This is a genomic window from Glaciimonas sp. PCH181 (assembly GCF_003056055.1).
Lineage (GTDB): Bacteria > Pseudomonadota > Gammaproteobacteria > Burkholderiales > Burkholderiaceae_D > Glaciimonas.
The window spans coordinates 1,243,337-1,269,991 of sequence record NZ_PYFP01000001.1; the positions used below are offsets into that span (position 1 = coordinate 1,243,337).

23 protein-coding genes and 1 pseudogene are annotated in these 26,655 nt (G+C 53.9%); 11 read left to right on the plus strand and 13 right to left on the minus strand.

Annotated elements, in window-relative coordinates:
- Positions 1-5: 5 nt before the first annotated feature.
- Both C7W93_RS05625 and C7W93_RS05630 read right to left on the minus strand, forming a co-directional pair.
- Positions 6-1,613 carry a carboxyl transferase domain-containing protein gene (locus C7W93_RS05625; protein WP_108439138.1) on the minus strand — a complete coding sequence of 536 codons (1,608 nt, stop codon included), beginning with the start codon at positions 1,611-1,613 and terminating at the stop codon, positions 6-8.
- A gap of 32 nt (positions 1,614-1,645) precedes the next feature.
- Complete coding sequence (locus tag C7W93_RS05630; RefSeq protein WP_108439139.1) at positions 1,646-1,924, minus strand: hypothetical protein; 279 nt, start codon at positions 1,922-1,924, stop codon at positions 1,646-1,648.
- Between the two features lie 541 nt (positions 1,925-2,465).
- On the opposite strand from C7W93_RS05630, the gene C7W93_RS05635 reads away from it, so the two are divergent.
- Positions 2,466-3,695, plus strand: a complete 1,230-nt coding sequence (locus C7W93_RS05635; protein ID WP_225869757.1) for an ABC transporter substrate-binding protein — start codon at positions 2,466-2,468, stop codon at positions 3,693-3,695.
- 39 nt (positions 3,696-3,734) lie between these two features.
- Here the strand turns inward: C7W93_RS05635 and C7W93_RS05640 are convergent.
- Both C7W93_RS05640 and C7W93_RS05645 read right to left on the minus strand, forming a co-directional pair.
- A pseudogene (locus C7W93_RS05640) lies at positions 3,735-5,060 on the minus strand (ParB/RepB/Spo0J family partition protein); the annotation flags it as partial.
- 85 nt (positions 5,061-5,145) lie between these two features.
- Entirely contained in the window at positions 5,146-5,997 is an 852-nt protein-coding gene (locus tag C7W93_RS05645; protein ID WP_108439140.1) for a DUF932 domain-containing protein, read from the minus strand.
- A 768-nt stretch (positions 5,998-6,765) separates the two neighbouring features.
- Between C7W93_RS05645 and C7W93_RS05660 the strand changes: the two genes are divergently transcribed.
- The 7 genes from C7W93_RS05660 (at position 6,766) to C7W93_RS05690 (ending at position 13,822) form a co-directional block, all read left to right on the plus strand.
- Positions 6,766-7,932: an AAA family ATPase gene (locus C7W93_RS05660; RefSeq protein ID WP_108439143.1), complete on the plus strand. Its 1,167-nt coding sequence runs from the start codon at positions 6,766-6,768 to the stop codon at positions 7,930-7,932.
- Positions 7,929-10,145, plus strand: coding sequence for a S8 family peptidase (locus tag C7W93_RS05665; protein ID WP_108439144.1), 2,217 nt, complete (start codon positions 7,929-7,931; stop codon positions 10,143-10,145). Before C7W93_RS05660 ends, C7W93_RS05665 begins: the two co-directional genes overlap by 4 nt.
- An 85-nt stretch (positions 10,146-10,230) precedes the next feature.
- Positions 10,231-10,731 (plus strand): toll/interleukin-1 receptor domain-containing protein, encoded by a 501-nt coding sequence (locus tag C7W93_RS05670; RefSeq protein ID WP_108439145.1) that lies wholly within the window; start codon positions 10,231-10,233, stop codon positions 10,729-10,731.
- Positions 10,732-10,748: 17 nt separating this feature from the next.
- Entirely contained in the window at positions 10,749-11,246 is a 498-nt protein-coding gene (locus tag C7W93_RS05675; protein ID WP_108439146.1) for a hypothetical protein, read from the plus strand.
- 8 nt (positions 11,247-11,254) lie between these two features.
- The gene (locus tag C7W93_RS05680) at positions 11,255-11,650 is read left to right on the plus strand and encodes a TIR domain-containing protein (RefSeq protein WP_108439147.1); all 396 of its coding nucleotides are present in this window, start codon (positions 11,255-11,257) and stop codon (positions 11,648-11,650) included.
- The gene (locus tag C7W93_RS05685) at positions 11,650-12,642 is read left to right on the plus strand and encodes a caspase family protein (protein ID WP_108439148.1); all 993 of its coding nucleotides are present in this window, start codon (positions 11,650-11,652) and stop codon (positions 12,640-12,642) included. The genes C7W93_RS05680 and C7W93_RS05685 overlap by 1 nt, the downstream gene beginning before the upstream one ends.
- Positions 12,643-12,658: 16 nt before the next feature.
- Complete coding sequence (locus tag C7W93_RS05690; RefSeq protein ID WP_108439149.1) at positions 12,659-13,822, plus strand: S8 family serine peptidase; 1,164 nt, start codon at positions 12,659-12,661, stop codon at positions 13,820-13,822.
- A 230-nt stretch (positions 13,823-14,052) separates the two neighbouring features.
- Here C7W93_RS05690 and C7W93_RS05695 read toward each other — a convergent pair whose 3' ends face one another.
- The 3 genes from C7W93_RS05695 to C7W93_RS05705 all read right to left on the minus strand — a co-directional run bounded on the left by C7W93_RS05695 (position 14,053) and on the right by C7W93_RS05705 (position 18,065).
- On the minus strand, positions 14,053-17,010 hold the full coding sequence (locus C7W93_RS05695; RefSeq protein ID WP_201747167.1) for a DEAD/DEAH box helicase: 2,958 nt from the start codon (positions 17,008-17,010) through the stop codon (positions 14,053-14,055).
- Between the two features lie 59 nt (positions 17,011-17,069).
- Positions 17,070-17,294 (minus strand): DUF2158 domain-containing protein, encoded by a 225-nt coding sequence (locus tag C7W93_RS05700; RefSeq protein WP_108439150.1) that lies wholly within the window; start codon positions 17,292-17,294, stop codon positions 17,070-17,072.
- 174 nt (positions 17,295-17,468) lie between these two features.
- On the minus strand, positions 17,469-18,065 hold the full coding sequence (locus tag C7W93_RS05705) for a DUF6088 family protein (protein ID WP_108439151.1): 597 nt from the start codon (positions 18,063-18,065) through the stop codon (positions 17,469-17,471).
- A 195-nt stretch (positions 18,066-18,260) separates the two neighbouring features.
- Here C7W93_RS05705 and C7W93_RS05710 point away from each other — a divergent pair, with 195 nt between their 5' ends.
- Positions 18,261-18,644: an AlpA family transcriptional regulator gene (locus C7W93_RS05710; RefSeq protein ID WP_108439152.1), complete on the plus strand. Its 384-nt coding sequence runs from the start codon at positions 18,261-18,263 to the stop codon at positions 18,642-18,644.
- Here the strand turns inward: C7W93_RS05710 and C7W93_RS05715 are convergent.
- From C7W93_RS05715 to guaB, 3 genes are all read right to left on the minus strand, one after another.
- Positions 18,622-19,878, minus strand: a complete 1,257-nt coding sequence (locus C7W93_RS05715; protein ID WP_108439153.1) for a tyrosine-type recombinase/integrase — start codon at positions 19,876-19,878, stop codon at positions 18,622-18,624. The two genes, C7W93_RS05710 and C7W93_RS05715, sit on opposite strands and share 23 nt — an antisense overlap.
- A 299-nt stretch (positions 19,879-20,177) precedes the next feature.
- A complete protein-coding gene (gene guaA / locus C7W93_RS05720; RefSeq protein WP_108439154.1) occupies positions 20,178-21,755 on the minus strand; it encodes a glutamine-hydrolyzing GMP synthase in 1,578 nt (525 codons plus the stop codon).
- 216 nt (positions 21,756-21,971) lie between these two features.
- Positions 21,972-23,432 carry an IMP dehydrogenase gene (guaB, locus tag C7W93_RS05725; RefSeq protein ID WP_108439155.1) on the minus strand — a complete coding sequence of 487 codons (1,461 nt, stop codon included), beginning with the start codon at positions 23,430-23,432 and terminating at the stop codon, positions 21,972-21,974.
- Between the two features lie 302 nt (positions 23,433-23,734).
- Between guaB and C7W93_RS05730 the strand changes: the two genes are divergently transcribed.
- Entirely contained in the window at positions 23,735-24,250 is a 516-nt protein-coding gene (locus C7W93_RS05730) for a DUF4124 domain-containing protein (RefSeq protein ID WP_225869758.1), read from the plus strand.
- 24 nt (positions 24,251-24,274) lie between these two features.
- Here C7W93_RS05730 and C7W93_RS05735 read toward each other — a convergent pair whose 3' ends face one another.
- Positions 24,275-24,643 carry an RnfH family protein gene (locus tag C7W93_RS05735; RefSeq protein WP_108439157.1) on the minus strand — a complete coding sequence of 123 codons (369 nt, stop codon included), beginning with the start codon at positions 24,641-24,643 and terminating at the stop codon, positions 24,275-24,277.
- Positions 24,644-24,652: 9 nt separating this feature from the next.
- Positions 24,653-25,093, minus strand: a complete 441-nt coding sequence (locus C7W93_RS05740) for a type II toxin-antitoxin system RatA family toxin (RefSeq protein WP_108439158.1) — start codon at positions 25,091-25,093, stop codon at positions 24,653-24,655.
- A 66-nt stretch (positions 25,094-25,159) separates the two neighbouring features.
- Here C7W93_RS05740 and smpB point away from each other — a divergent pair, with 66 nt between their 5' ends.
- Positions 25,160-25,609, plus strand: a complete 450-nt coding sequence (gene smpB / locus C7W93_RS05745) for an SsrA-binding protein SmpB (RefSeq protein ID WP_108439159.1) — start codon at positions 25,160-25,162, stop codon at positions 25,607-25,609.
- Between the two features lie 102 nt (positions 25,610-25,711).
- Here the strand turns inward: smpB and C7W93_RS05750 are convergent, their stop codons facing one another.
- On the minus strand, positions 25,712-26,638 hold the full coding sequence (locus C7W93_RS05750; protein WP_108439160.1) for an SPFH domain-containing protein: 927 nt from the start codon (positions 26,636-26,638) through the stop codon (positions 25,712-25,714).
- Positions 26,639-26,655 lie beyond the last annotated feature (17 nt).

The window sequence follows — 26,655 nt, forward strand, 5'->3', positions numbered from 1 at the left end:
ACGCGTTACATGCGGAATACGCCAAATTTTGTGTCAGGAATAGGCGCATTGAGCGATGCCGACAAGCCTAGTCCCAGCACCATGCGCGTATCGGCTGGGTCGATGACGCCATCGTCCCAGAGGCGTGCCGATGCATAGTAGGGATGGCCCTGATGCTCGTATTGCGCGCGAATCGGCTGCTTGAAGGCTTCTTCTTCCTCGCTGGTCCAGGTGCCGCCTTTCAACTCGATGCCGTCACGCTTGACAGTCGCCAACACGCTGGCCGCCTGCTCGCCACCCATCACCGAAATCCGGGCGTTCGGCCACATCCACAAAAACCGCGGAGAAAAACCACGACCGCACATGCCATAGTTGCCCGCGCCGAAACTGCCGCCGATGATCACGGTAAATTTCGGCACGGCTGCGGTGGAAACTGCCGTTACCATCTTTGCACCGTTTCTGGCGATCCCTTCGTTCTCATATTTACGTCCGACCATGAAGCCGTTGATATTCTGCAGGAACACCAACGGAATTTTGCGCTGGCAGCAAAGTTCGATAAAGTGCGTTCCTTTCAGCGCAGACTCCGAGAAGAGGATGCCGTTGTTGGCAATGATCCCCACCGGAATACCGTGGATATGGGCAAAGCCGCACACCAGCGTAGTGCCATAGCGGGCCTTAAATTCATCGAATTCGCTGCCATCGACGATACGGGCAATGACTTCGCGCACGTCGAACGGCTTGCGGGAATCGGTCGGAATGATGCCGTACAGTTCTTGCGGCGAATACTTGGGTTCGACGGGCTCGCGCAACAACATATCGTGGGATTTTTTTCGATTCAGGTTCGACACGATGGTGCGTGCCAGAGACAACGCATGCAGGTCGTTTTGGGCTAAGTGATCGACCACGCCCGATAGCCGGGTATGCACATCCCCGCCACCGAGGTCTTCGGCAGTGACCACTTCGCCAGTAGCCGCTTTTACCAGCGGCGGTCCGCCTAAGAAAATGGTGCCCTGATTCTTGACGATGATTGATTCATCGCTCATCGCTGGCATGTAGGCGCCGCCAGCGGTGCACGAACCCATCACCACCGCAATTTGCGCAATGCCCTTGGATGACAACTGAGCTTGGTTGAAGAATATCCGCCCGAAATGGTCGCGGTCGGGAAACACGTCATCCTGATTCGGCAAATTTGCACCGCCGCTATCGACTAGGTAAATGCACGGCAAATTGTTTTGTTCGGCGATTTCCTGCGCCCGCAAATGCTTCTTGACCGTCATCGGATAATAGGTGCCGCCCTTAACGGTCGCATCGTTGCAGACGATGACACACTCTAGCCCGGCCACACGGCCAATACCGGTGATGATGCCCGCTGATGGAGCCGCATTGTGATACATGCTATCGGCAGCCAGTTGAGAAAACTCCAAGAATGGCGTTCCGGGATCGAGCAGCATTTGTACCCGATCACGCGGCAATAGCTTGCCGCGCGCAGTGTGCTTGCTACGCGCTTCTTCGCTGCCACCCAGCGCGATTTTGGCAACCTTCCGTTTTAAGTCGTCAACGACGGTTTGCAGCGCGGCGACATTGGCCTTGAAATCTTCGGAACGAGGATTCAGTTTGGAATCTATGATGGTCATGGCGTAGTATTTCGCAGGTAAGAGATGATCAATTATTGGGTTTCGTCGAACAATTCACAGCCGATAAACATGTCCCGGATTTTTGAAGTGCCAGCTCCGATTTCATACGGCTTGGCGTCACGCAAAAAAACGGTCGCCCCGAAAAAATCACTATGACGACTCAGTGCCAGATCGTCTCGCCCGCCATCCAATTGGATTTTTTGGATTGCAATGTCGGCTTGCACGAATTGCTGGACCGTATTGCGCAGCGCAACAATATCGTCGTCGCGATCAAAGCTGAGGCCGAGAAAATTGATGAATTGATTCGCCATGATTTCCTTGCTATAAAGGTGAGGAAAAACTAAAAAATACTCAGCATCGCGTATCGCATATTGGTTAATTGCCTATGCGGGCCACTCAAAGTGAAGAGAATACATTTCCATCGCTTGCAGCATTGCGGCGCGGACCGGTAGCCAGACGTTCAGACGGGAGATGCTCCAGTTTTTTTCAAATGTGAGTATAACTCACAAAATAACGAAAACAAACATGAAAATCCAGCTTCATTCACATTGATGTAAGTCATAATAATGATTATAATTCGACAAAACATATTTGAGCTTTGCTCAATAAAATGATGAGACAGCAACATCCTTATGCCATATTGACCGTCGTTCGCAGGCTCTCGCGACCACGGTAAGTAGGTCTACCTAAAGCCTAATTTTTTTGAAACGCTAGCTAAACTTAAAGGTATAGCTAGCGTTCCCCACACCGGATGGAGTGCGGAGCCCCAATACAAGTCAGCACTTGTATACGACCATTGCCAACGCAAGTACGCGCGATGACCGATCAAACATTTTGTTAATGGAATATTCAATGGAAACGAAAAATATGCGCACGGGAAGCAAAAAAAATTGGCTGGCTGCCACCCTGCTGGCGGCAATCACTACCTCCGCTTCCGCTCAAATTAGCAATGATGTTGTCAAGATCGGCATCCTGACCGATATGTCAGGGCTATATTCGGACCTATCAGGTCAGGGCTCAATCGTGGCGGCCAGGATGGCCATCGAGGATTTCGGCAAGACCGTGCTGGGCAAGCCAATTGAACTGGTGTATGCCGATAGCCAGAACAAGGCTGACGTCGCCGCCACCAAAGCACGCGAATGGATCGATCAGCAACATGTGGATGTGCTGATGGATCTGGTGCCGACCAACGTCGCTTTGGCGGTCATGGATGTGGCGCAGCAAAAGAATAAGATTGCGATCGTCGTCGGTTCGGCTTCCAGCACTATCACCAATGAAAAATGCACTGCGACTTCGGCCCACTGGATGTATGACACCTATTCCAGCTCGGTCGGCACCGGCAAAGCATTGGTCAAGCGTGGCGCTGATAGCTGGTTCTTCCTGACTGCCGATTATGCGTTCGGTAAATCGCTAGAGAAGGATGTGTCGGATGTCGTGACGGCTGCGGGCGGCAAGGTAGTGGGTTCGGTCAAGCATCCATTAAACGCCAGCGATTTTTCCTCATTCTTACTGCAAGCACAAACCTCGAAGGCGAAAGTAATTGGCCTGGCCAATGCCGGCGGCGATACCGTCAATGCGGTCAAGCAAGCCAGTGAATTCGGCATTGCCTCCAAGGGTCAATTGGTCGCTCCTTTGCTGATGTTCATCAGTGATGTGCATTCGATGGGTCTGCAAAATGCCCAAGGCATGTATTTGACCGAAGGCTTTTATTGGGATACCAACAATGACACCCGCGCATGGTCCAAGCGCTTCTTCTCGATTCAAAAGAAGATGCCGACTATGGCGCAAGCCGGGATGTATTCTGCCGTCACGCATTACCTGAAATCAGTGAAGGCAGCGGGCACCGACGACACCGCCCCGGTGATGAAAAAAATGCGCGAATTGCCGATTTCGGATGTGGTCATCCCGAAAGGTACGCTGCGCGAAGATGGCCGCGTGGTACATGACATGCTACTACTGCAAGTGAAAAAACCGGCCGAATCAAAAATGCCGTGGGATTACTACAAGATCGTCAGCGTGGTGCCGGGCAACGATGCATTCCGTCCGCTAGCGCAATCGGGCTGCCCGCTGGTGAAGAAATAATTTTCGTGTTGTAGGCTAATTTGATTGCGCGCATCCGACGATGCACAGTGCCGCCGTGCGGTGGGCGCTCAAACGGCGCGCCAGTTTTTCGGAGATTCCAGCCCTCTTCGACTCTAACCTGTCCTCGCCCTCGGTGTCTTCCGGGTCGATACCGCTTTGACCCTCGCCAGTGTCCACAACACGTCGGCCTCGGCGTCACGCAACAGACCGCGATGAATGACAGGTTCGCCTTGGCGGTCGAGCGTGACGACTACACCCGCAGCGGCGCGAACGGTCTGGCCGTAGGCCAGCAATTCGGCTTCCAGCGCCTCCAGTTGTTCCCCCACGCGGCGGCCTTCGTCGTCGAGCGCTTCGGCTTTTTCTTCGTCCTCGGTATCGAGAGCGGCATTCAAGGCTTCCCCGACTTCCTGTTCCTTGGCTTGCAGCTTGGCGATACGCTTGGCCTCGCGGGCGTTGGGCTTGCGCCGTTCCTTCGGAGCGCGTTGGAAGGCTTGCAGGTCGGCATAGGTGGCGGCGGGCTCTGCTTCCACCCATGCCCATCCCTCGCGGCGCACTTCGTCGGCAATGCCGGTCAGCTTGTCCTGCGCCAGCCGGTCTATCAATGCCGCATCGGTCAAATACACGCCGTTGTCACCCTCGGCGAACAGGTCGCGCCGCCTGCGGCCTCGTAGGCATCCAGCCCGACGAAACGCACCAGCGGATGATGATGGGCATCGATTTCCCGTTCGGTCAGCCGTTCGCGCAATGCGCTCGGGGTGCGCTGCCAGTGCGGCGCATCGTAAAACGCGGCTTCCTGTGCGGCATGGTCGTCGGTGATTGCCAATGCCATCAACTGGTCAAGGTTCACCGCATCGGCCCGATAGTCGGCCATCAAACGCTGGGAGACGTTTGCCAGCTTCAAGCGACGCTGCACCACCAGCGGGGTCACGCCAAAGTCTGCTGCAATGTCCTCAATGGGACGGCCTTCCGCGATCAGGGCAGCAAACGCCTCGAACTGGTCGGCGGGGTGCATGGCTTCGCGTTGTACATTCTCGGTCAGACTGGCAGTACGCGCCGACGCATCGGCCACCAGCAGGCAAGGCACCGCGTAATCCTTGGCAATGCGCCGCTTCTTCGCCAGCAGTTTCAATGCAGCAAGCCGGCGACCACTTCGTAATGCTCGCCATCGCTGGCAAGAATCACGGTCAGGTTTTGCAGCAGGCCCACGCGCTCGATGCTGGCGGCCAATTCGGTTATGGATGCGCCCAAAGTCTTGCGCACATTGCGCTTGGACGGGCGAAGCTGCGACAGTGGCACCAGCAACATGTTCTGCGAGGGCGTGGCGGCTTCGAGGGCTTTGACTTCTTGAGTAGTAACGGTATTCACGGTGATAGCTCCTGTCCCCTGCGGGACGTTCAAGATTAAAAAAATGGATAACTGATCGAGGGGCTAGCCCCTCGGATGGGTTCGTTCAGGCCTTGAGCTGCTTCACGCCTTCGGCCAGCAGCCACAGGGCGCGATTGACCTTGACGTTCTGGTCAATGCCCTGAATGGGTCGGGTGCGTTGGCGCTGCCCGTTGGCGTTGCGCCCCGTCAAACCGCCTTGCGTCAAGTTCTCCTGCACGCGGTTAAAGGCGCTCCACAGGTCGGGCCGGTCGTCGTCGCGGCGGCGCGGCATCAGCAATTGCAATTGCAATTGCAATTGCAATTGCAATTCGGTGATGGGCGCGGGTGTTGCCGGGTCGTCGTATTTGAGGGACAGCGCGGCATGGGCAAACACTTCAGCCTCGCCCCGGTCCAGTGTGATGGCGCGCATCTCGTCGCGGCGCTCGCGCACCAGACCGAAACCATCCAGCACGTCATACGCGCCTTCGATCACTTGCCCGACCACATCGCCTTTGTATGGGATGCGCAAATCGGCCACAGTATCGCCGCACACCAAGCCGTTTTTACAGACGAAACGGAACATGCCGGCCAACATTTGATAGCTACTCGTGCCATCGTGCGAATTCAGCAGGATGATTTCGTTAGCTTCCGCGCCGTTGATCTGGTCGGCGTGGCGCAGCCGCACCATGTGCTTGGTATGCTCGCGCTTGCCTTCATCGCGCACACGGGCCTGGCACACCATGAAGGGCTGGAATCCTTCCTTGCGCAGTTCGGACAGCACCGCACCGGTGGGAATGTAGCGGTAACGATCAGAGCGGCTTTCGTGCTTGTCCTCGGCAAAGATGGATGGGGCCACGGCGCGGATTTGATCATCCGACAGCGGATGATCGGAGCGCAGCACGGGGGAGCGGGAAGCGAAACGGGAACTGAGTTGCATGGTCTTTCTCCAGTGATTGAAGTTGTGGTTTCAAAGCTGACCGGATTCCAAGATTCGGAGCCCGTTGTGGCTTTGGTTGGTTCGGCGCAGCGACCTGGGCCGGTCCCTGTTTGCCGCCGTCTTTCCTGAGTTCATCGCCCGCGAAAAACCGGGCCAGCGAGAGACTGGCCGTCAAGGAAGAAGCGCAGGGTTGGTGCGGCCCGCAGCCAACGGCGAGGACTCGGCCCTGCGCGCCTTGACGGCCAGGCACTGCGGGCTACGGTCGCGGGAGAAAGCGATGAACTTGGGGAAAGACGAACAGCGGCCGATGGGCCAGGAGATGCGCTGAAACCAACGCCGCGCGGCGAGCGTCCCTGCGTGCCAGCGGCACGCCTAGCTGGTGCCGATCAGGCGCAGCCTGTTCGGCTGCATTCGAGGGGTACCAAGCAATGCGCGGCGGGGATGGGCTGACCAGCCGATCCCCTGGAGGGCAATCGCAGCGCGCAGGCCAGGCACGAAGAGACGGCCGGAGGCATCAAGGATCAAAGCCGCATGGCCATGATTCGATACGAAGCATGGGGCAACGCCCACGAGCCCGACGGCGGAACGCCGGGATGCACCTGCCCCCCCCCCCTTTGTACGCGGGAGATCGACCACAGCTGATGCATTCGGGTCGCCCCATCCTGACATCCTGCACGTCCGCCTTCCCAACATTACAAAAACGTGAGAAAATATATCTATTCCATTTTATAAAAATGTAAATTCCATTTAAATCAATGAGTTATGTAAATGTTGGACGAAATGAACGAAGTTCAATCTGATTTAGCCCAGTTAATAAGGCTCGCACTCGCTGAGCAAACCGAGGACGTAAGGCTGTTCGTGGCCCGACTTGTGCGCAAGTACCGGAATACTGACCCAGAACTAGCTGAGCAGATGGACCTCTACCTGCGAGCGAAAGCACCACGTGCGAGCGCCCCTATGCGCAAGATCACGCAGCCCGCATTGCCGGCCCAAACATTGCCGGTTGACGATGAGTCGAGACTGTCACTGCTAAAGGTTTTCAAGGATGAGCCCAATCGAGAGCAACCACTGCTGTCGCTCGACCTCGAAGAAACCTTGAGTCAACTGATTCAGGAGCGTCGCCAAACGGAACGTTTGGCATCAATGGGGTTGAACCCGACACGGTCTGCCATCTTTGTGGGCCCCCCGGGTGTCGGCAAAACGCTGACGGCTCGTTGGTTGGCTTCTCAACTTGGCGTGCCGCTGTATGTCCTGGATCTGACCGCTGTCATGAGTAGCCTGCTCGGGCGCAGCGGCAGCAACTTGCGCGCTGCACTCGATTTCGCCAAACGCAGCCCCTGTGTGCTGTTACTCGATGAGATCGACGCCATCGCCAAACGCCGCAGCGACGATACCGACATCGGCGAATTGAAACGCTTGGTCACCGTCATCCTGCAGGAGGTTGATGAGTGGCCTGCCACCGGATTACTGCTGGCGGCCACCAATCACGCGGAACTGATCGACCCGGCGCTCTGGCGGCGCTTCGACCTGGTGATTAATTTCAAGGTGCCGGAAATATCTGCCGTTAAACAGGCGATCAAGCGGTTTCTGGGGCCGGACTATGCCTTGTTCGGCCGCTGGATCGACATCCTGACCTTTGCCTTCAACGGCGAATCATTCAGCGACATCGAGCGGGATATTCAGCGTTTCCGGCGTGCTGTTGCATTGGGCACTGCCTCGGACGCCAACCTAATCGAAGAATTCGTCAAATCGCGCGCGCTCGTCCTGGAGCGCCAGGGGCGCATTGATCTGGCAGTGCTGCTGGCCAAACAGACGCGTCTTTCGCAGCACACGATCTCCGATATCACAGGGGTGAGTCGCGACACCATCCGAAAGTACACGAGCGAACAAGCGATCCCCGCCAAGAAGCCCTCAAAAAGGAAGCCTGACGCATGAGCCAAACCAATTTTCTAATCGGGCGCGGCGAACTGCTGACCCACGACATTAAGGGACCGAAACGCATGCCCGGCAAGGCAGAGGTCTACACCCTTGCCCAAGCCGTGCATCGGTTGGCTCCCCAGTTCTTGGCGACGGCTACCGCGCTTGACACGCTCGCGCCGCTTGCCTGCCCCGGCGACTTCGGGGTCGCCCGGTTGACGATGAATCCCAGTTATATCGCCCGGTCGTTCTTCCCGATGGCAATGCTGCGCACCGTTGGCCTGGAATCCGTCGGCAGCCGTACCGTGAAGATGATGCCCGGCGGTTGGACCAAGAAAGGCGATCCTCAGGAATGCTCAACGACCGAGCTTTTCGTGGCGGGCAAGCGTCCAGCGTTTCGGCACCTCCAGGACTGGGCCCAGCAAATCGAACCTGAATCCGATGAAGCGCAGGATCTGGCTCACATTGAACAGTTTGCGACATTTACACCGCAACAACGTATTGCTGACTACGGCAGTGCCAAGGATCGTTTCTTCGAAGTCGGGATTCATCTGCTGCCAGATGAAAACCGGCTGTTTGTCCAGCAAGCCTTTGTGAAGTACGCCAAGGAATCTAGCGTTAAGGTCCACAGCGACCTCGGCTTCACGGCCGGCAACTTGTGGTTTGTGCCCGTCGAGGGCAAACATGACCATATCGAACGGCTCGCCGAATTCGTATTCGTGCGTGTCATCCGCCCAGTTCCCAAGCTGCGCGGCATGCGGCCCGTACAGCGCGCCGGCGAAGTGTCAGTGGGCTGCAACCTACCGACCGAGCAGCCGCTCTCATCGGAACCCAAGGTCGCCATCCTCGATGGCGGATTGCCCAAACAACATGCGATTGGCCCTTGGCTACGCTCATACCGTGTTCTCGACGAAGATGCGCAGGACGATCCGGCAGGCGTAGAACATGGCCTCGCCGTCAGCTCCGCATTCCTGTTCGGCCCCATCCCGCCAAACGGCACAGCCGCCCGCCCGTTTGCCTATGTTGATCACCTGCGCGTACTTGACAAAGACGCCGACACCGAAGACCCGTTAGAGCTGTACCGAACCTTGGGTTTTGTTGAACAGGTATTGCTCTCGCGCCAATACCAGTTTATCAACCTCAGTCTCGGACCGGATTTGCCGATCGAGGATACCGATGTACACGCCTGGACATCAGTCATTGACGACCTGCTGAGCGACGGCGACACGCTTATGACGGTTGCCATCGGCAACAACGGTCACTTAGACCGCGCCTCTGGCAATGCCCGCGTGCAAGTGCCTTCGGACTGCGTCAATGCACTGCCGGTCGGTGCTGCCAACGGTACCGCGGCGGACTGGGCGCGTGCGCCGTACAGCGCGGTCGGCCCAGGCCGAAGCCCTGGTGTCGTCAAGCCGGACCTGATGGCCTTTGGCGGCAACGCTGGCAACTATTTCCACGTACTTTCCCCTGGCAAGAAAGCTGCACTCTCGCCGCAACTGGGCACCAGTTTTGCCTCCCCGTATCTGCTGCGCAGCGCGGTCGGCATTCGTGCCATTCTGGGGGCGGAGTTGTCGCCGCTCGCGATCAAAGCGCTGTTGGTCCATGCCGCAGACGCATCGGCACATGACAAGCTCGAGGTGGGCTGGGGCAAGGTGCCAGAGGACATGATGAGCATCATCACCTGTCCGGAAGGGGTCGCCCGCATCGTCTACCAGGGTGAATTGAAGCCAGGCAAATACCTTCGCGCCTCGCTGCCACTGCCCGCAGGTGGCCTGAACGGAAGCATCCGTCTCAAGGCAACCTTCTGCTACGCCTCGCCGACCGATCCGCAGGACGCTGCTGCGTACACACGTGCGGGCCTGGAGGTCGTATTCCGTCCCAGCGACGAGAAGATCAAAGACGGCAAAGCTAACGCCGACACCAAGAGCTTTTTCGACATGAAGAAATACGCGACAGAGGAAGAACGGCGGTCCGACATGGGCAAGTGGGAAACGGTTCTACACGGCGCGAAAAACATGCGCGGCAGCAGCCTCAAAAATCCAGTTTTCGACATCCATTACAACGCACGCGAATCGGGGCACAGGGCGAACGGTGCCGAGAAGATCCGCTACGCGCTGATCATCACCGTCGAAGCCCCCAAGCATGCCGACCTATACAACGAGATTCTGCGGGCCTACGCGAAGACACTGGTGCCGATCCAGCCACAAGTATCTCTGCCGATACGCGTCTAGCTGTGGTCATAACTGCATAAATAGGTGACTGCGAATTCTTAAACCTCAAAGAAATTAAAAATACTTCGAGCAAGAAAACAGGAGTATGAGCAAACCCATAGGACAAAAAATGAAAATCTTTATCTCTCATCAGCAAGTTGACTCTGAGCTGGCGCTTAGTCTTTCCAAGCGTTTACTTACCGTTCATGGCATCTCAACCTATCTTGATGTTATAGACTCGGCTGTATCGGCTTCCGGTGACGCGCTCGCCGATCATGTAAAGGATGAGTTGGGTAAATGCACACAACTTTTAGCGGTTGTATCTGACGCCACGCGGGCTTCGTGGTGGGTACCTTGGGAAATCGGCATCGCGACAGAGAAAGATTTTCCGCTTGCCACATATGCAGGCGGATATACCGCAGTACCGGACTATCTAAGTAAATGGCCTTACCTACGCTCTACTGCGGATCTAGATCTGTATGCCACAGCTTCTAAGACGGCAGCTAAAGATTTCGAAACAAAACGAGGCTTCCTTGTAGAAGCAACTGCTCGGAGCCGCTCAACCAAAGAGTTCTACCGAGTGCTGAGAGGAAGTCTCGGCCAATAACAAGAAGGAGCGCTTTCATGATTCGTATCGCGGTCAGTGGCCACCAAGCCAGACCTGGAATCGATTGGAAATGGACCGCCTTTGAAATAGAAGCAGTTTTGCGACACTACCAGCCAATCCGGCAAGCTTTTACCTCACTTGCTGTTGGTAGTGATCAGGTCTTTGCGCGCGAAGCACTTGCTTTAGACATTCCGGTTAGTGCAGTCATTCCCATGATCGGATACGAACGCTTCTTCACAGGATCGGATCTTGAATCTTATGAAGCACTGCTTGAACACTGCAATGTGATAAGACTAGATGGAAGCGGAGATGATGATAAATCTTTTTTAGATGCAGGCCGATATGTAGTAGATAGCTCGGACTTACTCGTCGCAATATGGGATGGACAGCGAGCAAACGGCCTAGGTGGCACAGCAAACATTGTTGCCTACTGTATAGAACTGGGGCGAACAGTGGTGCACATCAACCCCCTGTTGCGAACAGTACGCACCATTAACGAGGCACTATTTTTATAACCGAAAGAATGCAATGTCAAATACGAAGGGTCTTTATCAGTTTCGACTATGACCATGACGAAACGCTCAAAACGTTTTTGGTCGGACAAGCAAAGAATGAAGATAGTCCGTTTTATTTGGCCGACTGGTCAATCAAAGAACATATTGATGATAACTGGAAGGAAAAGGCCCGGACGCGCATCAAATCGGTTGATATGGTTTGCGTGATCTGTGGTGAGCACACTGACACCGCAACAGGGGTCAGTGCAGAACTAAAGATTGCAAAAGAAGAAGGGGTACCGTACTTCTTGCTTAATGGCTATGCTGAAAAAACCTGCAAAAAACCCAAGGCCGCCGCCGACACTGACAAAATGTACAAATGGACTTGGGATAACCTGAAAAAACTCGTAGGAGGCGGTCGCTAATGAAGAAAGCGCTCGTCATCGGCATCGATGACTATCCGACCAGTCCCTTGCGTAGTTGCGTGAACGATGCAACCGCGATCTCGCAATTGCTCGAAGCGAATGGAGATGGCTCGCCCAATTTTTCTGTCCAAACGCTGACGAGCAATGACGTTGACGTAGGTAGTGCTGTGCTTGAACAAGCGATTTCCGAACTCTTTAAGGGTGGCGACGCCGAAACGGCACTGCTTTATTTTGCAGGACATGGGATCATCAATCCGGAGACGAATGCTGGATACATTGTCAGCAGCGATGGAAAAAAAGGCGCATGGGGAATGTCTCTTTCCGAGATTCTTGGCCTAGCGAACGGCGCATACCCAAAGATCAAGTCAAGTGTCATCATTCTGGACTGCTGTCATTCAGGCTATGCGGGAGAAGTCGCAGGCCTGACTGCGGGGGCGGCAGCCATCATCGGCACGGGAGTGACCATCTTAACGGCCAGTCATCGCGATGGTGTAGCGGAAGATGGTCAGCGACATGGCGTGTTTACCGACATTCTACTGGACGGCCTTGCCGGTGGATGCTCAGACATCCGAGGCAACATCACTCCGGCATCACTTTATTCTCATGTCGATCAAACGCTCGGGCCTTGGGAGCAACGACCAATCTACAAGGCGAACGTTCAGAATTTCGTAACGCTTCGGCAAGTCGAGCCCAAGATTCCGTTTGACGTGCTGCGCCGCCTCCCGACGTACTTTCCTGATCGCGCACACGTCTTTCCTCTCGACCCATCCTACGAACCGGACCGTCAGAATATTCCTGAAGAGTTCAGAAGCATTCCGGTCGACGACAACAATGTGCGCATCTTCAAGGAGCTGCAAAAGTGCAATCGGTACGGGCTTGTGGTTCCGGTGGACGCTGAGCACATGTACTACGCCGCAATCCACTCCAAAGGCTGCAGGCTGACTGCGTTGGGGGCTCACTATCGAAAACTCGCGGAAATGAAGCGGCTATAACAACAGGAGTTTGGCTATGAAAAATTACGTTATCCTCAGACGCGAAGCGGCTCGTCCGGTAAGCACCCGCGATATAGGTACCGAATTATTCCGTGCAGGAAATGGAGTGCCAACTCTTTCAGTTGAGAGAGTTCCCGATCACGCTGTCGCCGAGTTGATTGCCGACCCCCAAGTCCAATTGGCGACGCCAACGATGCCCACGCGACTTATTCAACCGCTGAGCTCCGAAATTGCAGACCCGGCGGCTAACTGGGGTATTTCGGCAGTAAAGGCAGACCAGAGCCGTTATACGGGTGCTGGTGTAATCCTGGCGATTCTAGACACCGGTATCGACCGAACTCATCCTGCCTTTGCAGGTGTCGATTTAGTTGAGAAAGACTTTAGCGGCCATGGCGACGGTGACCGCCAAGGGCATGGAACGCACTGCGCTGGAACTATTTTTGGCCGTGATGTCGAGGGACGGCGCATCGGGGTTGCTCGTGGAATTCAACGTGCACTTATTGGTAAAGTTCTTGGGGACGATGGCTCCGGGCAATCAGAGATGGTCTTTGAAGCGCTCAATTGGGCAATGCGCGAGAAGGCAGACATAATTTCTATGTCCCTCGGTTTCGATTTTCCTGGGATGGTGGTCCGCTTGACTTCGGACGGTTGGCCCGTAGATCTTGCCACGTCGACGGCACTGGAGGCGTACAGAGGTAATTTGCGTATGTTCGACGCAATCATGGGTGTTTTAAAGGCCCAGTCAGCTTTTGGTGTATCTCCGTTGGTGATAGCCGCAGCAGGCAATGAAAGTCGTCGCGATATGAACCATGAATATAGAATCGCCGCATCTCTTCCTGCCGCCGCTGATGATGTCATTTCGGTCGCAGCCATTGGGCGCACAGGCGAAAACTACGCTGTCGCAAATTTTTCTAATAGCCTAGCATTAGTGGCAGCTCCAGGCGTGGATATCACATCGGCATGGCCCGGCGGTGGTTTACACTCCATCAGCGGAACAAGCATGGCTTGCCCCCATGTAGCTGGTATCGCTGCGCTGTGGTGGGAGTCGCTTCGAAGTTCCGGGAATAAGCCAAACGCCAAAAATGTGACGGCACGGCTGCTCGCCAATGCGCGCAAGAACGTGTTCGCGGAAGACGTCGACGAAGCGGATGTTGGCCAAGGCATCGTTACAGCGCCATGAGAAGCGAGGAATGCCGCCTCTTTCGCACGATCAGGGTAGCGCATCAAAATTCGTTGTCATGGGCCCCAGATTCGAACCATGGGAATCCAAAATCAGTAGTCTTTTTTTGCAAATCTAGGGAAGCATCTTATTCATCACGACATATTTGAGCGCACTGATGAGTGGACCGAGACATAACGAAGCCGAACGAGTTCCGCTCATCAGCAAGATGCAAGCCTGACCACAACTTGTTAAGTCATCTGCCGCGTTAGCAGTACTGCCATTTCAATCAAGGCGACTGCGCGAGTACCGACAATTCGCTCACATTCAGCAGAACTCATCTCGGACAAAGCCGGCAACGTTGTTATGCCCGCACGCCACAAGAGCAGAATTTCACCGCGATTGAGAACGACTCTTGCGTGGACGAGAGAAAGTACTTCAACAGGGACTCCTAGCTCAAGACGTTTGTAGAGAGCTGAAGCCTCATCAGGATTTTCAGCAGTCCCAAGAATGATTGCGGCAATCCGAACGACCGACTCCAACAAGAAACGACAGCCGTCTGCATAGCCACGCACATCTCCGTGCCCGACCCGGCTAAACGCGTTTGCAGAGAAGCGCGTCTCGATCTCGCTGGTGGCTTTCCCATCTATCCAGTCCCGAACGATGAGGGCGCGCTTGCACCGCGCATAGTGTTCGCGGTCGCTGCCGGCACCGACTCGTAACAGTCCTGACACGTTCCCACTGAACCGCCGTGCGGCCTCTTGCTGCCATACAGCTTCTCCAGCACCGCGTGTTTGTGGTGTGTAGTCTGCGTCTCGTTCCGGCAACGCTTCTATCAGGACAAGCAAGTTCTCAATATTCGCTTCTTCACGTGGAAGCCGTCGGACAAGGTCCACCGCCTGCATAGCAGACTCAAGGCTTAATGGCGATTCTCCACATGCGCGTCCTAGGATCGAGAGACGAAGTAAACCGCTCTCTTCTTCAATCAAACCTTGCTGGATCATCCGCCCGACGAGTTGTTCAAGGCGCGGGATCATGCGCGTCCGCCAGTTCGCATCGCGTAGGGTTGCCAGATAGCCACCGTACGTGTTTGAGAGAAGGTCAATGATAGCTCCTCGATCAATGTTCTTAATCTGCGCGAGCAACCGAACAACCCAGGTGCCAGGATTTCCGTCATCGAATGATGAACGAATCGGTTCAGGCTGTCCCTGCACGTACCGACGGAAAATCTGCCGCTGGTCGCTCTGCGAGTCAGCAATGGCGATTGCCTTCCCTTCGGTCTCATAGCCGAGCCGACCTGCTCGTCCCGCCATATTCTTGAAAGTCGCCACAGTGTAGGGCAACGGACCGCCAGCACCAGGAAAATCAGTCTCGACTATAATGACCGTCGAAGCTGGCGTGTTGATGCCAGCAGCTACTGTGCTGGTGGCGACAAGTACCTTTATTCCGCCGTCGATCGCGCGGAAACCATGTTCGACGGCGATTCGTTCGTCCCGAGTCAAATCACCGTTATGAAAAGCAGTTCCGCCCTCCAACGCAGCTCTGAGATTTTCTGACATAGCCGAGCGATCACCGTCAGGAAGCTCATCAAGTACCGCTTGCGCCGGCGGCAATCCCAGCTCTCGTGCAAGGTACTGAGCGCATCCACTCGCCAAACCTCGCGCGTTCCGAAAAACAATGACCTTCTCGCCGTCCGCAACCAATTTTTGCACCAGCGGAACGATCATGTCCTGCGAGGACTGCCTTTGACCACGCTGGCGAACTGCCCATCTGTCCAGAATTTGCTCGCTTTGTACCGCACCGGCCTCATCTAGAAATTGCCAGATGCCTGTTCGATCAACCACGCCCTGACGCAGTGGAATTGGCCGTTCATTCGTTTGAAGCAGATTGCATCCAAGCCAATGCTCAAACCGGTTGGTGTCGCCGATAACGGCGCTCAATGCAACTATTTGCGGGCTAATGCCACGTCGTTTCGCACTGACAAGGCTTGTCAACAAAAGCTCGACCACCATCCCACGGCCCGGGTCAGTAACGAATTGAGCTTCATCTAGAACAACTAGGCCAAGCTGATTGAGAACGTACGGAGCAGCTGCTGAAAGACCAAGAAATTTCTCGTAGGTGAAAAAAGCGATATCGTACTTACCACGCAAAATTTCACCAACCTGATCCTGCCAATCACCGCTACACCGAGCGATGCGAAGACCTAGGCGTTCTCCATACAGCGCAGAAAAATCTTCAAATTTTTCATTGACAAATGCTTTATACGGCAGTAGGAAAATCGCCTTCATACCTTCCGAAATGGCCTTGATTGCAGCGAGCTCACCGACAAATGTTTTTCCCGCGCTGGTCGGCGCCACGACAAGGAGCGAAGTCCCACCCAACACGTTGTGGTCATTGACAGCAGCCTTCTGCAATGTGTTCAATCCGTTGGGGAAATTTTCCTTCCATGCATCGAGCACTTCTTGTTCGATGCCATAGCCAGCCAATTCTTGAAAATCACCAGTGGTATGAATGACTCCGCGCTCAGGAAATGCCGCACGGTATCGCACCCCTTTCACGCCGCGTGGCAATGAAACATCGCCTTCCACATGCCCAAACATAACTGGTGTCTGCTCGTACCCCAATCTGTGTGCCGCAGCTCTCACCAGCCTGAACGCGTTGTCGATAAGACCCACGATACTTACCGCGCCTTCGGCCTCAAAAAGGCAATCCAGAACTGCTTTGGTGAAGAGTCCATGGCGCGTCTGCGGGTCTTCAAGAGCGGGCTGATCTTGCGCCGACGCTGCAAGCAGAATGCGACCATTACCTGAGACCATACTTAACGGAATGCCAATATCTCTGGGGACCAGCCCTAAATCAAGAACACGCGCTGGTGCGCCACCACTGAAGCAACAATCAAGAATCAGAATCACCACGCGTGCGCGAGACAGACGGAACCGCTCCGCCAAGTCGTCCATGCCAATCGTGGTGCCTGGAATGTTCGCGATGTCGGTATCGTGAAGTACAAGACGATGGTCTGAGGTGCCATGCCCGGCAAAGCTCAAAAGAACTATGTCATCTCCGGTTGCAGCTCCCAGGGTCTCATCGAGCGCAGCGGCTACCGCCGCACTGGTCGCGGCTTCATCGGCAATCAACGGAGCGGTAAGACCATCTATGGAGTCCGACAAGACAGCCCAAAGAGCAGTTGCGTCCCGCGCGGCCCCGTTCAAATCCCGAATCTATGGATCAATGTAACGATCAACTCCGATGAACGCGGCCCTGATCATTGTTACGCTCTCGTCACTCTAAGTGAACCAGAAGGGCGAGACTCGACTTTTTCAAGTAGAACAGGGCTGAAAGTCTCGCGCTGAACGACTTGTTTAACCCCTACTTTCTCAAACCAGACAACCCATACAGCCTCTTCCTCGAACATAGCCGTCTTGCCAGATTTTTCCACTGTCATTGTAGGACCGCCAGACTTTAGGCAGACCAGATCCCCGGGCGCGAATTCCATGCTGTTCTCCTCATTTTTATCGAAAGGTTTTAATCAAAACGTTTTACGCACGACTTGAAAACAGAAACCTAGCCCGGCCATGTCAACCGTCGCCCACACAAGATCGACTGACAAAACCTATAGACCAAGGCCGATGCATGCACACGGACCTCTCACACTAAGCATTGGAAGACATCAGTCATGCAACACTAGGGAGCTAACCTCCCGTGCCATCCATGTTGGTAGACGAGCACGTGCCGAGACAACGTCCTCCAGCTCAGAAGGCGGTAATTTTGAGCGTAGCTTGCGCAGTGCTTCGCCAGCCTTCTCAGGCCCAAGCCAAGCGAGCGCCCGCACTACCTCTCCCGCAGGACGCCCAGGAAAGATCAATTGCCAGATGGGCGCATGTCGGAACTCGACCGTATGCGCGCCGACCTTCAGATGCCGATTGCGCCCAGATGTCAGATAGATGGCCTTCATTGGCACTTGGGTGGTGAGACCAAGCGCATTGGCCGCGGCTGCCCCGTGGAGCACGATCGTTTCCCCACGCTGGATAGCCAGTCCCTCGACCATTTTGCTGGTGGACGGTGCATGCGTCCCGAAACGACTCTCCACGGGCAAGACGTAAATACCTCGCCCAGCCCGCAACAAAGCACCGCGCTTCACCAGGCGAGAGAGCACTTGATCGACGGCAGCCCTACCACCCAAATGCAGAAGCTCTTTCGCAACCAAAGGAGTGCCTTCCGGCAACCCGGCCGCGTATTCCAGCACTTGTTTGGCAATGGTTTGCATGACGAAACGCTCCTATTTGGTAGAATTATGCAAAAACTTCTGACACTTGTCAAGTTGGCTGGCGCGTGACTTGGCAGCGCCCTGCCCAAGTACGCCCTAGCAAGTTGCCCATAAGACTGCGGATAGTCACCATTGCTCTACGTGACCAATTCCGAACGATGACTCAACAAGCATCGTCCCTTGGGGGAGCAAAAGATGGATAACCAAGATTCCAGCCAACTCGACCGCCTCGACGTTCGCAGCACGTCGGCCGAACCGCCTCGTGGCGTGGACAGGTACGAAGAACGCTACCAACTTGTCGTCGCGCGCCCACTTCCCTTCCGGCGCACCATCCGCCGACCCGAACTGCACCAGTTGGTCCCGCTTGCCGATACGACAATCTACGACATGGAGCGTCGTGGCGAATTTCCGAGAGGCTTCAATCTGACACCGCGTTGCGTGGTGTGGGATCTTGCGGAGGTGGAGGCCTGGCTGGCGGCACGCCGCCAAGCCTCGGATGCAGATGCGCTGAAACGCGCCCCTTCACCGGACGTGCGCCAACGCAAGCGACGCCCCGTCAAACAAGCGCCCGCAGCGTAGGCACCGACAGCGAAACTGGGAGCAGCGTGGCCGTATAAGCACCGCCTTCCCCCCAGGCATCAACCATATTCGCCCACTCCTGCAGCATGTGCCGACGCTGCTCACCGTATTCCGCTTTGTTGTAAATGGCTCGCGACGAACGTCCTTCCTCGTGCGCCAAGCACTTCTCGATCCAGTCGCGGTTAAAGCCACCTTCGTTGAGCAATGTCGATCCGGTTCGCCTCAGGTCATGCACTGTGAACGGTTCCAGTGGCAGACCGGCTGTTTTCGCCCGCTCAGCCACGATCTGCGTGACCCGATTCAACGTTGCCGGGGACATGCACCGATCCGCGTCGTAACGCGACGGCAGCACGTACTTAGAGCCACCGGCGCAAGTGTGCAGCGCCACCATGATGTCAAGTGCTTGGCTGGAAAGATAGACGTTGTGCGGATTGCGGCCCTTCATACGGGACTTAGGAATGGTCCATAGAGCCGACTCGAAATCAACCTCATCCCAAGTCGCCTGAATCAACTCGCTCTTACGCACTAAGGTGAGGAGGATCATCCGCAGCGCCAGTCGGATCGTGGGGTATGTCGCTACCGATTCCATCTGGCGATGCATCAACCGGATTTCGGTTGGAGTAAGCGCCCTGTCCTTCGGAACAAACGTGGCAATGGATGCCGCCCCCACATCGTCCGCAGGATTGGCGACCTTCTCACCATGCAGGATCGCAAAGACGTAGATCTGTTTGACGATGTCGCGGACGTGGACGGCGGTGGACGGCGCTCCTCGCGCCTTGACCTTCTGGCACAGCGTTCGAAGATCGTCGGCGCTAATCTCGCCGAGCAGTCGATTTTTGAAAATTGGAGTGATGTCGCGATCGATGATGCTTTTGCGCATCGAGCGCGTGGTTTCCGCCATCTTGGCACCGACCAGCCACTTGACGGTAAACTCGCCGAAAGTCTTGGCCTCGGTCAGGCGGCGTTTTTCGCGCTGCTTCTCCATGGCTGGGGACTTGCCATTACCAATTACCCGCTTGGCATCCAGCAGCTTTTCCCGGGCCATCGCCAGCGAGATCCCTGCCGGCCCATAGCGGCCGATAGTCAGCGTCTCTCGACGCCCATTGAGGCGGTAGTCGTAGCGGAAAGCGATTGTTCCCGCCGTTGATACCATGACATACATACCGTCACGGTCGGCGAGCTTGTACGGAGCCGCGCCAAGCTTGAGGTTTCGGAGTGCGGTGTCGGTAAGCATCTTGGTTTTTCTCCTGTTCGAGACGGTTTTTACCGTCAAGGGTCAGAAGACCTAAAGATGCCCGAAAACCCGCATGAAACCTAGCTTTCCGGGGTGATTTTTACCGTCAAGACTGAAATAGTCATAACGGTAAAAATCTGGGTCTGAATCCGAGGTCAAAATCTTACCGTCAGCTTTACCGGCAAGTTATTTTGCTGGGGGTCGATAGCTACCGATAGCTACCGAGACGTAAATTCTTATAAATCAATAACTTACATCACTTTTTCGATAGACACCGATAGTCCCCGAACAACCTCAAATCACTCCCACTCGATCGTAGCCGGTGGCTTTCCTGAAATATCATAGACCACGCGATTTATGCCCCGTACTTCGTTGATGATGCGGTTTGATACGCGACCAAGCAACTCGTGCGGTAAATGGGCCCATTGGGCGGTCATGAAGTCCAGCGTCTGTACCGCACGCAGTGCGACCACGTATTCGTAGGTACGTCCATCGCCCATCACGCCGACTGATTTGACCGGCAAAAATACTGCAAATGCCTGACTGGTTTTGTCGTACCACGATAAGTCATTTTCATCTTTGGTGTTACGTAGTTCTTCGATAAAAATGGCGTCGGCGCGGCGTAACAGATCAGCGAATTCTTTTTTGACTTCGCCTAAAATACGTACACCCAAACCGGGGCCTGGGAACGGATGCCGGTAGACCATTGCGTGTGGCAGGCCGAGGGCAACGCCTAGTTTGCGGACCTCATCCTTGAACAGTTCGCGCAGGGGTTCCAGCAATTTCAAATTCAATGTTTCTGGTAAGCCGCCAACGTTGTGATGACTCTTGATAGTCGCGCCTTTTTTACCCTTGCCAGCACTTTCAATGACGTCTGGGTAAATAGTCCCCTGAGCTAACCATTTAGCATTTTTCAGCTTCATTGATTCAGCCTGGAAAACTTCAACAAATTCACGGCCGATAATTTTACGTTTGGCTTCAGGGTCGGTTACGCCTTCTAAAAATCCCATGAATTGCGCGGTTGCATCAACCCGGATGACTTTCACACCCAGATTTTCGGCAAACATTTCCATGACCATTTTGCCCTCATCCAGACGCAGCAAACCATGATCGACGAATACGCACGTCAACTGGTCGCCAATGGCGCGATGGATCAATGCGGCAGCGACGCTGCTATCAACGCCCCCAGACAAACCGAGAATGACTTCGTCAGTACCCACTTGCTGACGAATAGACGCTACCGCTTCTGCGATGTAATCCGGCATATTCCAATCCGGCTTACATCCACAAATATCGACGACGAAGCGCTTGAGGATTGCTTCGCCTTGCACTGTGTGGGTAACCTCCGGATGGAATTGCACGCCGTAGAATTTGCGCTCTTCGTCCGCCATGCCTGCAATCGGGCAATTTGGTGTCGATGCCATCAGCTTGAAACCTGTTGGCAATTGATGGACTTTATCGCCGTGGCTCATCCAAACTTTCAGCATGGCATGGGCGTCCGCCGTGACGAAATCGCTGATATCGTTTAGCAGCGCAGTATGACCACGCGCGCGCACTTCGGCGTAACCGAATTCGCGAACCGTACCCATCTCGACCTTGCCGCCGAGCTGCTCAGCCATAGCTTGCATGCCATAGCAAATACCGAATACAGGCACACCCAACTCGAATACGGCTTGCGGCACGCGCGGGGTATCGCCCTCGGTAACGCTGTTTTGTCCGCCAGATAAAATCACACCGGCAGCGCCGTAATTGCGAATGAATTCGTCGGAGACGTCGTAGGGATAGACCTCGGAAAATACACCGGCATCACGCACACGACGTGCAATCAGCTGAGTAACCTGTGAACCGAAGTCGAGAATGAGTATTTTTGAGTGCATGATGTGCGCCTAAATAGCTTAAAAATAGAATGTAAATCGAATCAAAAATCTGCTTAACGTCTGCATCTGGCGACTAATAGCACAGCAGTCGCGCCCAGGCTTCAATCATGATGACGCAGTCCGCGCGCATACCGCTAAAACCATAAGCGCCACGTGAGGTAAACCACACGTGGCGCGAAATTCACAGCAGGCACAAGCGCTTCTACCTAACGCCGATCACTCCGTCCGATAGTTCGGCGCTTCCTTCGTGATCTGCACATCATGAACGTGCGATTCGCGCATACCGGCTGAAGTGATTTGCACGAATTCAGCCTTACTTTGCAGGTCTTCAATCGTGGCACAACCGCAATAACCCATTGACGAACGAACGCCGCCGATCATCTGATACAGGATCGTCAGGACGCTGCCTTTGTAAGGTACGCGACCTTCGATGCCTTCCGGTACAAACTTGTCTGCTTTGCTCGCTGAATCCTGAAAGTAACGATCAGCGGAGCCATCCGACATCGCGCCCAGACTACCCATGCCACGATATGATTTGTAGCTGCGTCCCTGGAACAGAATTACTTCGCCCGGCGCTTCTTCTGTACCAGCAAACATGCTACCCATCATGACGGTGGAAGCCCCGGCAGCCAGCGCCTTGGCTATGTCGCCAGAAAAGCGTACACCACCGTCTGCGATGACGGGAACGCCCGTACCTTTGAGGGCCGCAGCGACATTAGCGATAGCGGAGATTTGCGGTACGCCAACGCCAGCAACAATCCGCGTAGTGCAAATTGATCCCGGACCGATACCGACTTTAACGCCGTCAGCACCATGCTCAACCAGCGCTAACGCGGCTGCGGCCGTGGCAATATTGCCGCCGATAACATCAACACCGGGAAAGTTTTGCTTGACCCATTTGACACGATCCAGCACACCTTTGGAGTGACCGTGCGCAGTGTCTACAACGATAACGTCAACACCGGCCTTGACCAGTAAAGCGATGCGTTCTTCATTGTCTACACCGACACCAACAGCAGCACCAACGCGTAACTTGCCTTGATCATCTTTCGATGCCAACGGATGGGTAGTGGATTTTTGAATATCTTTAACAGTGATCAGACCACGCAGCTCAAATGCGTCGTTAACCACCATTACGCGCTCTAGGCGATGCTTGTTCATCAAGCGTTTAGCTTCGCTTAAATCAGCACCGTCTTTAACGTATACCAAACGTTCGCGCGGCGTCATTTTGGCACGGACTTGGGCATCCAATTCTTCCTCGAAACGTAAATCACGATTGGTGATGACACCAATCAGACTTTTGCCTTCGACGACGGGGAAGCCACTAATACCGTGCTGTTCTGACAACGCAATCACATCACGAATAAGCATTGTTGGCGGAATGGTGATCGGATCACGCACTACGCCAGACTCAAAACGCTTGACCTTGGCAACTTCGCGCGCCTGTTCTTGCGCAGTCAAGTTTTTGTGAATGATGCCAATGCCACCTTCCTGCGCCATGGCAATGGCCAAACGAGCTTCAGTCACGGTATCCATCGCAGCCGACAATAGCGGGATGTTCAACGCGATGTTGCGCGTCAAGCGTGTCTTGAGAGTGGTATCTTTGGGGAGTACGTCCGAATAAGCCGGAACTAACAGCACATCATCGAATGTGAGTGCATTTTCAACTAGACGCATAGCTTTTCCTATAGGCGCAAAACCGAATTATACAGAAATCTTGACAACGCGTCGCTGACGTAGTGCATTTTAATTTGCAAGCTACAAAAAGCGCTTGGCGGAGCTTATCAAAAAAACTGACAAAGGCGGCATGACTTTTTTAGAAAATACCAATTACGAGTGTTTTACTTAACTTAGCAACTATTCTGCCAAAAGACTCGCTGACAGATTGACATGTCATTCAAAGCATGGCGAAATAATCGCATTACGTTTTTAGTGACCGTCAACGTCAGCACAACGCGCTCATGTGTTCAAGGAATAAAATGACTCCATCCCGCATTAAACAATGTTTTATCGCCATCGCTACCCTTTGTGTGCTGAGCGTCGGCAGCGCTGCTTTGGCACAATATGTCTGGCTAGATGAAAAGGGCAACAAACAATACTCTGATATGCCGCCACCCACTTCTATACCCGCCAAACGTATCCTCAAAATGCCGGGCAAATTTTCGGTGCCTAGTGCGGATGTCAGCAGCAGTAACGCCGAGAGTAATGATGCGCAAAATAATGACAAAAGCCCGCCGACCTTAGCGGACCAAAATGCTGCATTCAAGAAGCGCCAGGATGATCAGGTGGCAAAAGAAAAGAAGGCGGCTGACAGCGCCAAAGATGCGGCTAGTAAGGCCAGAAACTGCGACACAGCACGCGCCTATCAGCGCACCCTTGATTCTGGTCAACGCATAGCCCAGATGGACAAAAATGGACAACGCGCGTTTTTTGACGATAACCAACGGGATCAGGCATCGCGCGACAACAAGCGGGTATTGGATGAGTGCAAATAAAGCTGTATCGCGCAATCAGAAGAGTCAACGTGTCTTTTTGTCGAGGGACAGTTTATCGTCTTCTGACGCCGTTTTAATTGCGCGGTTACGTCTGGCATCCTTCGGATCGGCGATCAATCCACGATAAACTTCTATCCGATCTCCGTCGCGCACCACTGTTGCAGGAGTTTTCAGCTTGCCAAAGATACCTACGCGACACTGGCTTAGGTCGATTTCGCGGTATTCTTCCAGCAACCCGCTACGGAATATGGCATCGTGCAGCGAAATACCCTTCGGCACGGTCAGCGCCCTAAGGAATTGCCGGGATGACGTGCCGTAGCAAACCTGAATTTTGATCGGTGGCGCAATTTCAGCGTCATCATCAATATTAACTGCATCGGAAATAATCGTCATATAGGCAACTCAGAGAGCATTCCCATAGACAGTTTCGGCGCGCTTACAAAATGAGTCGACAAAACTGTTAGCGATCATACTGAATACCGGTCCGATTAATTTATCGAGAATTTTATTAGAAAACTCGTAATGCAGATCGAATTCGATTTTGCATGCATCGGCCCGGAGCGACTTAAAAGTCCACGTACCATCAAGATGTTTGAACGGCCCCTCCACTAGTCGCATCTTCATCGCAACTGGCGCGGTGTTGATATTTTCGGTGGTAAATGACTGTTTGATGCCGTGATAGTGTATGTTGAGGGTCGCGATCAATTTGTCGCCATTGCGCTCGCGCACCTCTACGCCACCGCACCAAGGCAGGAAGATCGGGTAATCTTCAACCCGCTCGACAAGCGCAAACATCTGTTCAGCGCTATATCCAAGTAATACCGTTTTATGTACAACTGCCATTAAATATCAACCATTTGATAGAATCACAACTTGAAATTTTAACCGACCTGCGGCACTTTCTACTACATGAGTATTATTGACAACAAAAAAGCGTTCCACGATTACTTTGTCGAGGAACGTTTCGAAGCCGGCATGGTACTCCATGGCTGGGAAGTAAAATCGATCCGTGCCGGGCGCGCACAGATAAAAGAAGCCTACGTCACCATTCATAATGGTGAAATATTTCTATTCGGCGCGCATATAAGCGCGCTGTTGAGCGCATCCAGCCACGTCCATCCAGAGGCGGTGCGTACCCGTAAATTGCTGCTGCACGCCGAGGAAATCAAGAAATTGATTATCAAAGTCGAACGCTCAGGATATACGTTAGTACCACTGAACATGCACTTTAAGGGAGGGCGTATTAAATGTGAAATTGGCCTCGCCAAAGGTAAAAAACAACATGACAAGCGTGATACAGAAAAACAACGAGATGGTGAGCGGGAAGTGCAGTCTGCGATGAAGCAACACCGCCGTTAATATTTCTGACCCGGCTAAAGTTATGGCCGAAAAAGAAAACAGCGCCAGCAAAATGTCTTTTGCTGGCGCTGTTTTTATTTCTATATTCTATCAATTACAGAATTAAAGCTTTTTTGGCGCACCTTGAGATTTTACAACTTGCATCGCTGTAGCAATCAAGCCGCTCATATCACCCAAATTTCCTGGGACGATAATGGAGTTATTAGTTTTTGCAAGCTGACTAAAAGCGGCAACATATTGTTCAGCAACTTTCAGATTCGCTGCATCTGTACCACCCGGCTCTTGCAAAGCTGCCGCAGTTTTACGGATAGCCTCAGCACTTGCTTGTGCAATCGAAAGGATCGCTGCAGCCTGACCTTCAGCACGGTTAATCGATGCCTGCTTTTCACCCTCTGACTTGGCAATCGAAGCTTCACGCTCACCGGTAGCAATATTAATCTGCTCTTGTTTACGACCTTCGGACGCTGCAATCAAAGCACGCTTCTCACGCTCAGCAGTAATTTGTGCCTGCATCGCGTGCAGAATCTCCTTTGGCGGCGTCAAATCCTTGATCTCATAGCGCAACACTTTCACACCCCAGTTAGCTGCCGATTCATCGATAGCGTTGACGATGGTAGTGTTGATGTGATCGCGCTCTTCAAAGGTTTTATCCAACTCCATCTTCCCGATTACCGAGCGCAGAGTTGTTTGGGCCAGCTGCGTAATCGCGGCCAGATAATTCGATGAACCATAAGAAGCACGCATCGGATCGGTAATTTGGAAGTACAAAACGCCATCAACTTGCAACTGCGTATTGTCGCGAGTAATACATACTTGCGGAGGTACGTCGAGAGGGATTTCTTTCAAAATATGTTTATAAGCAACGCGATCTATGAATGGCAACACGATACTTAGTCCTGGGCCTAAGGTTGCGTGATATTTTCCTAATCGCTCGACTACCCAAGCGTGCTGCTGAGGTACGACTTTGACGGTTTTCATGACAAAAACAATGGCGATAAAAAATATAACTAAAGATACGCTTCCGAACATAGTGAATCCCTTGCTTG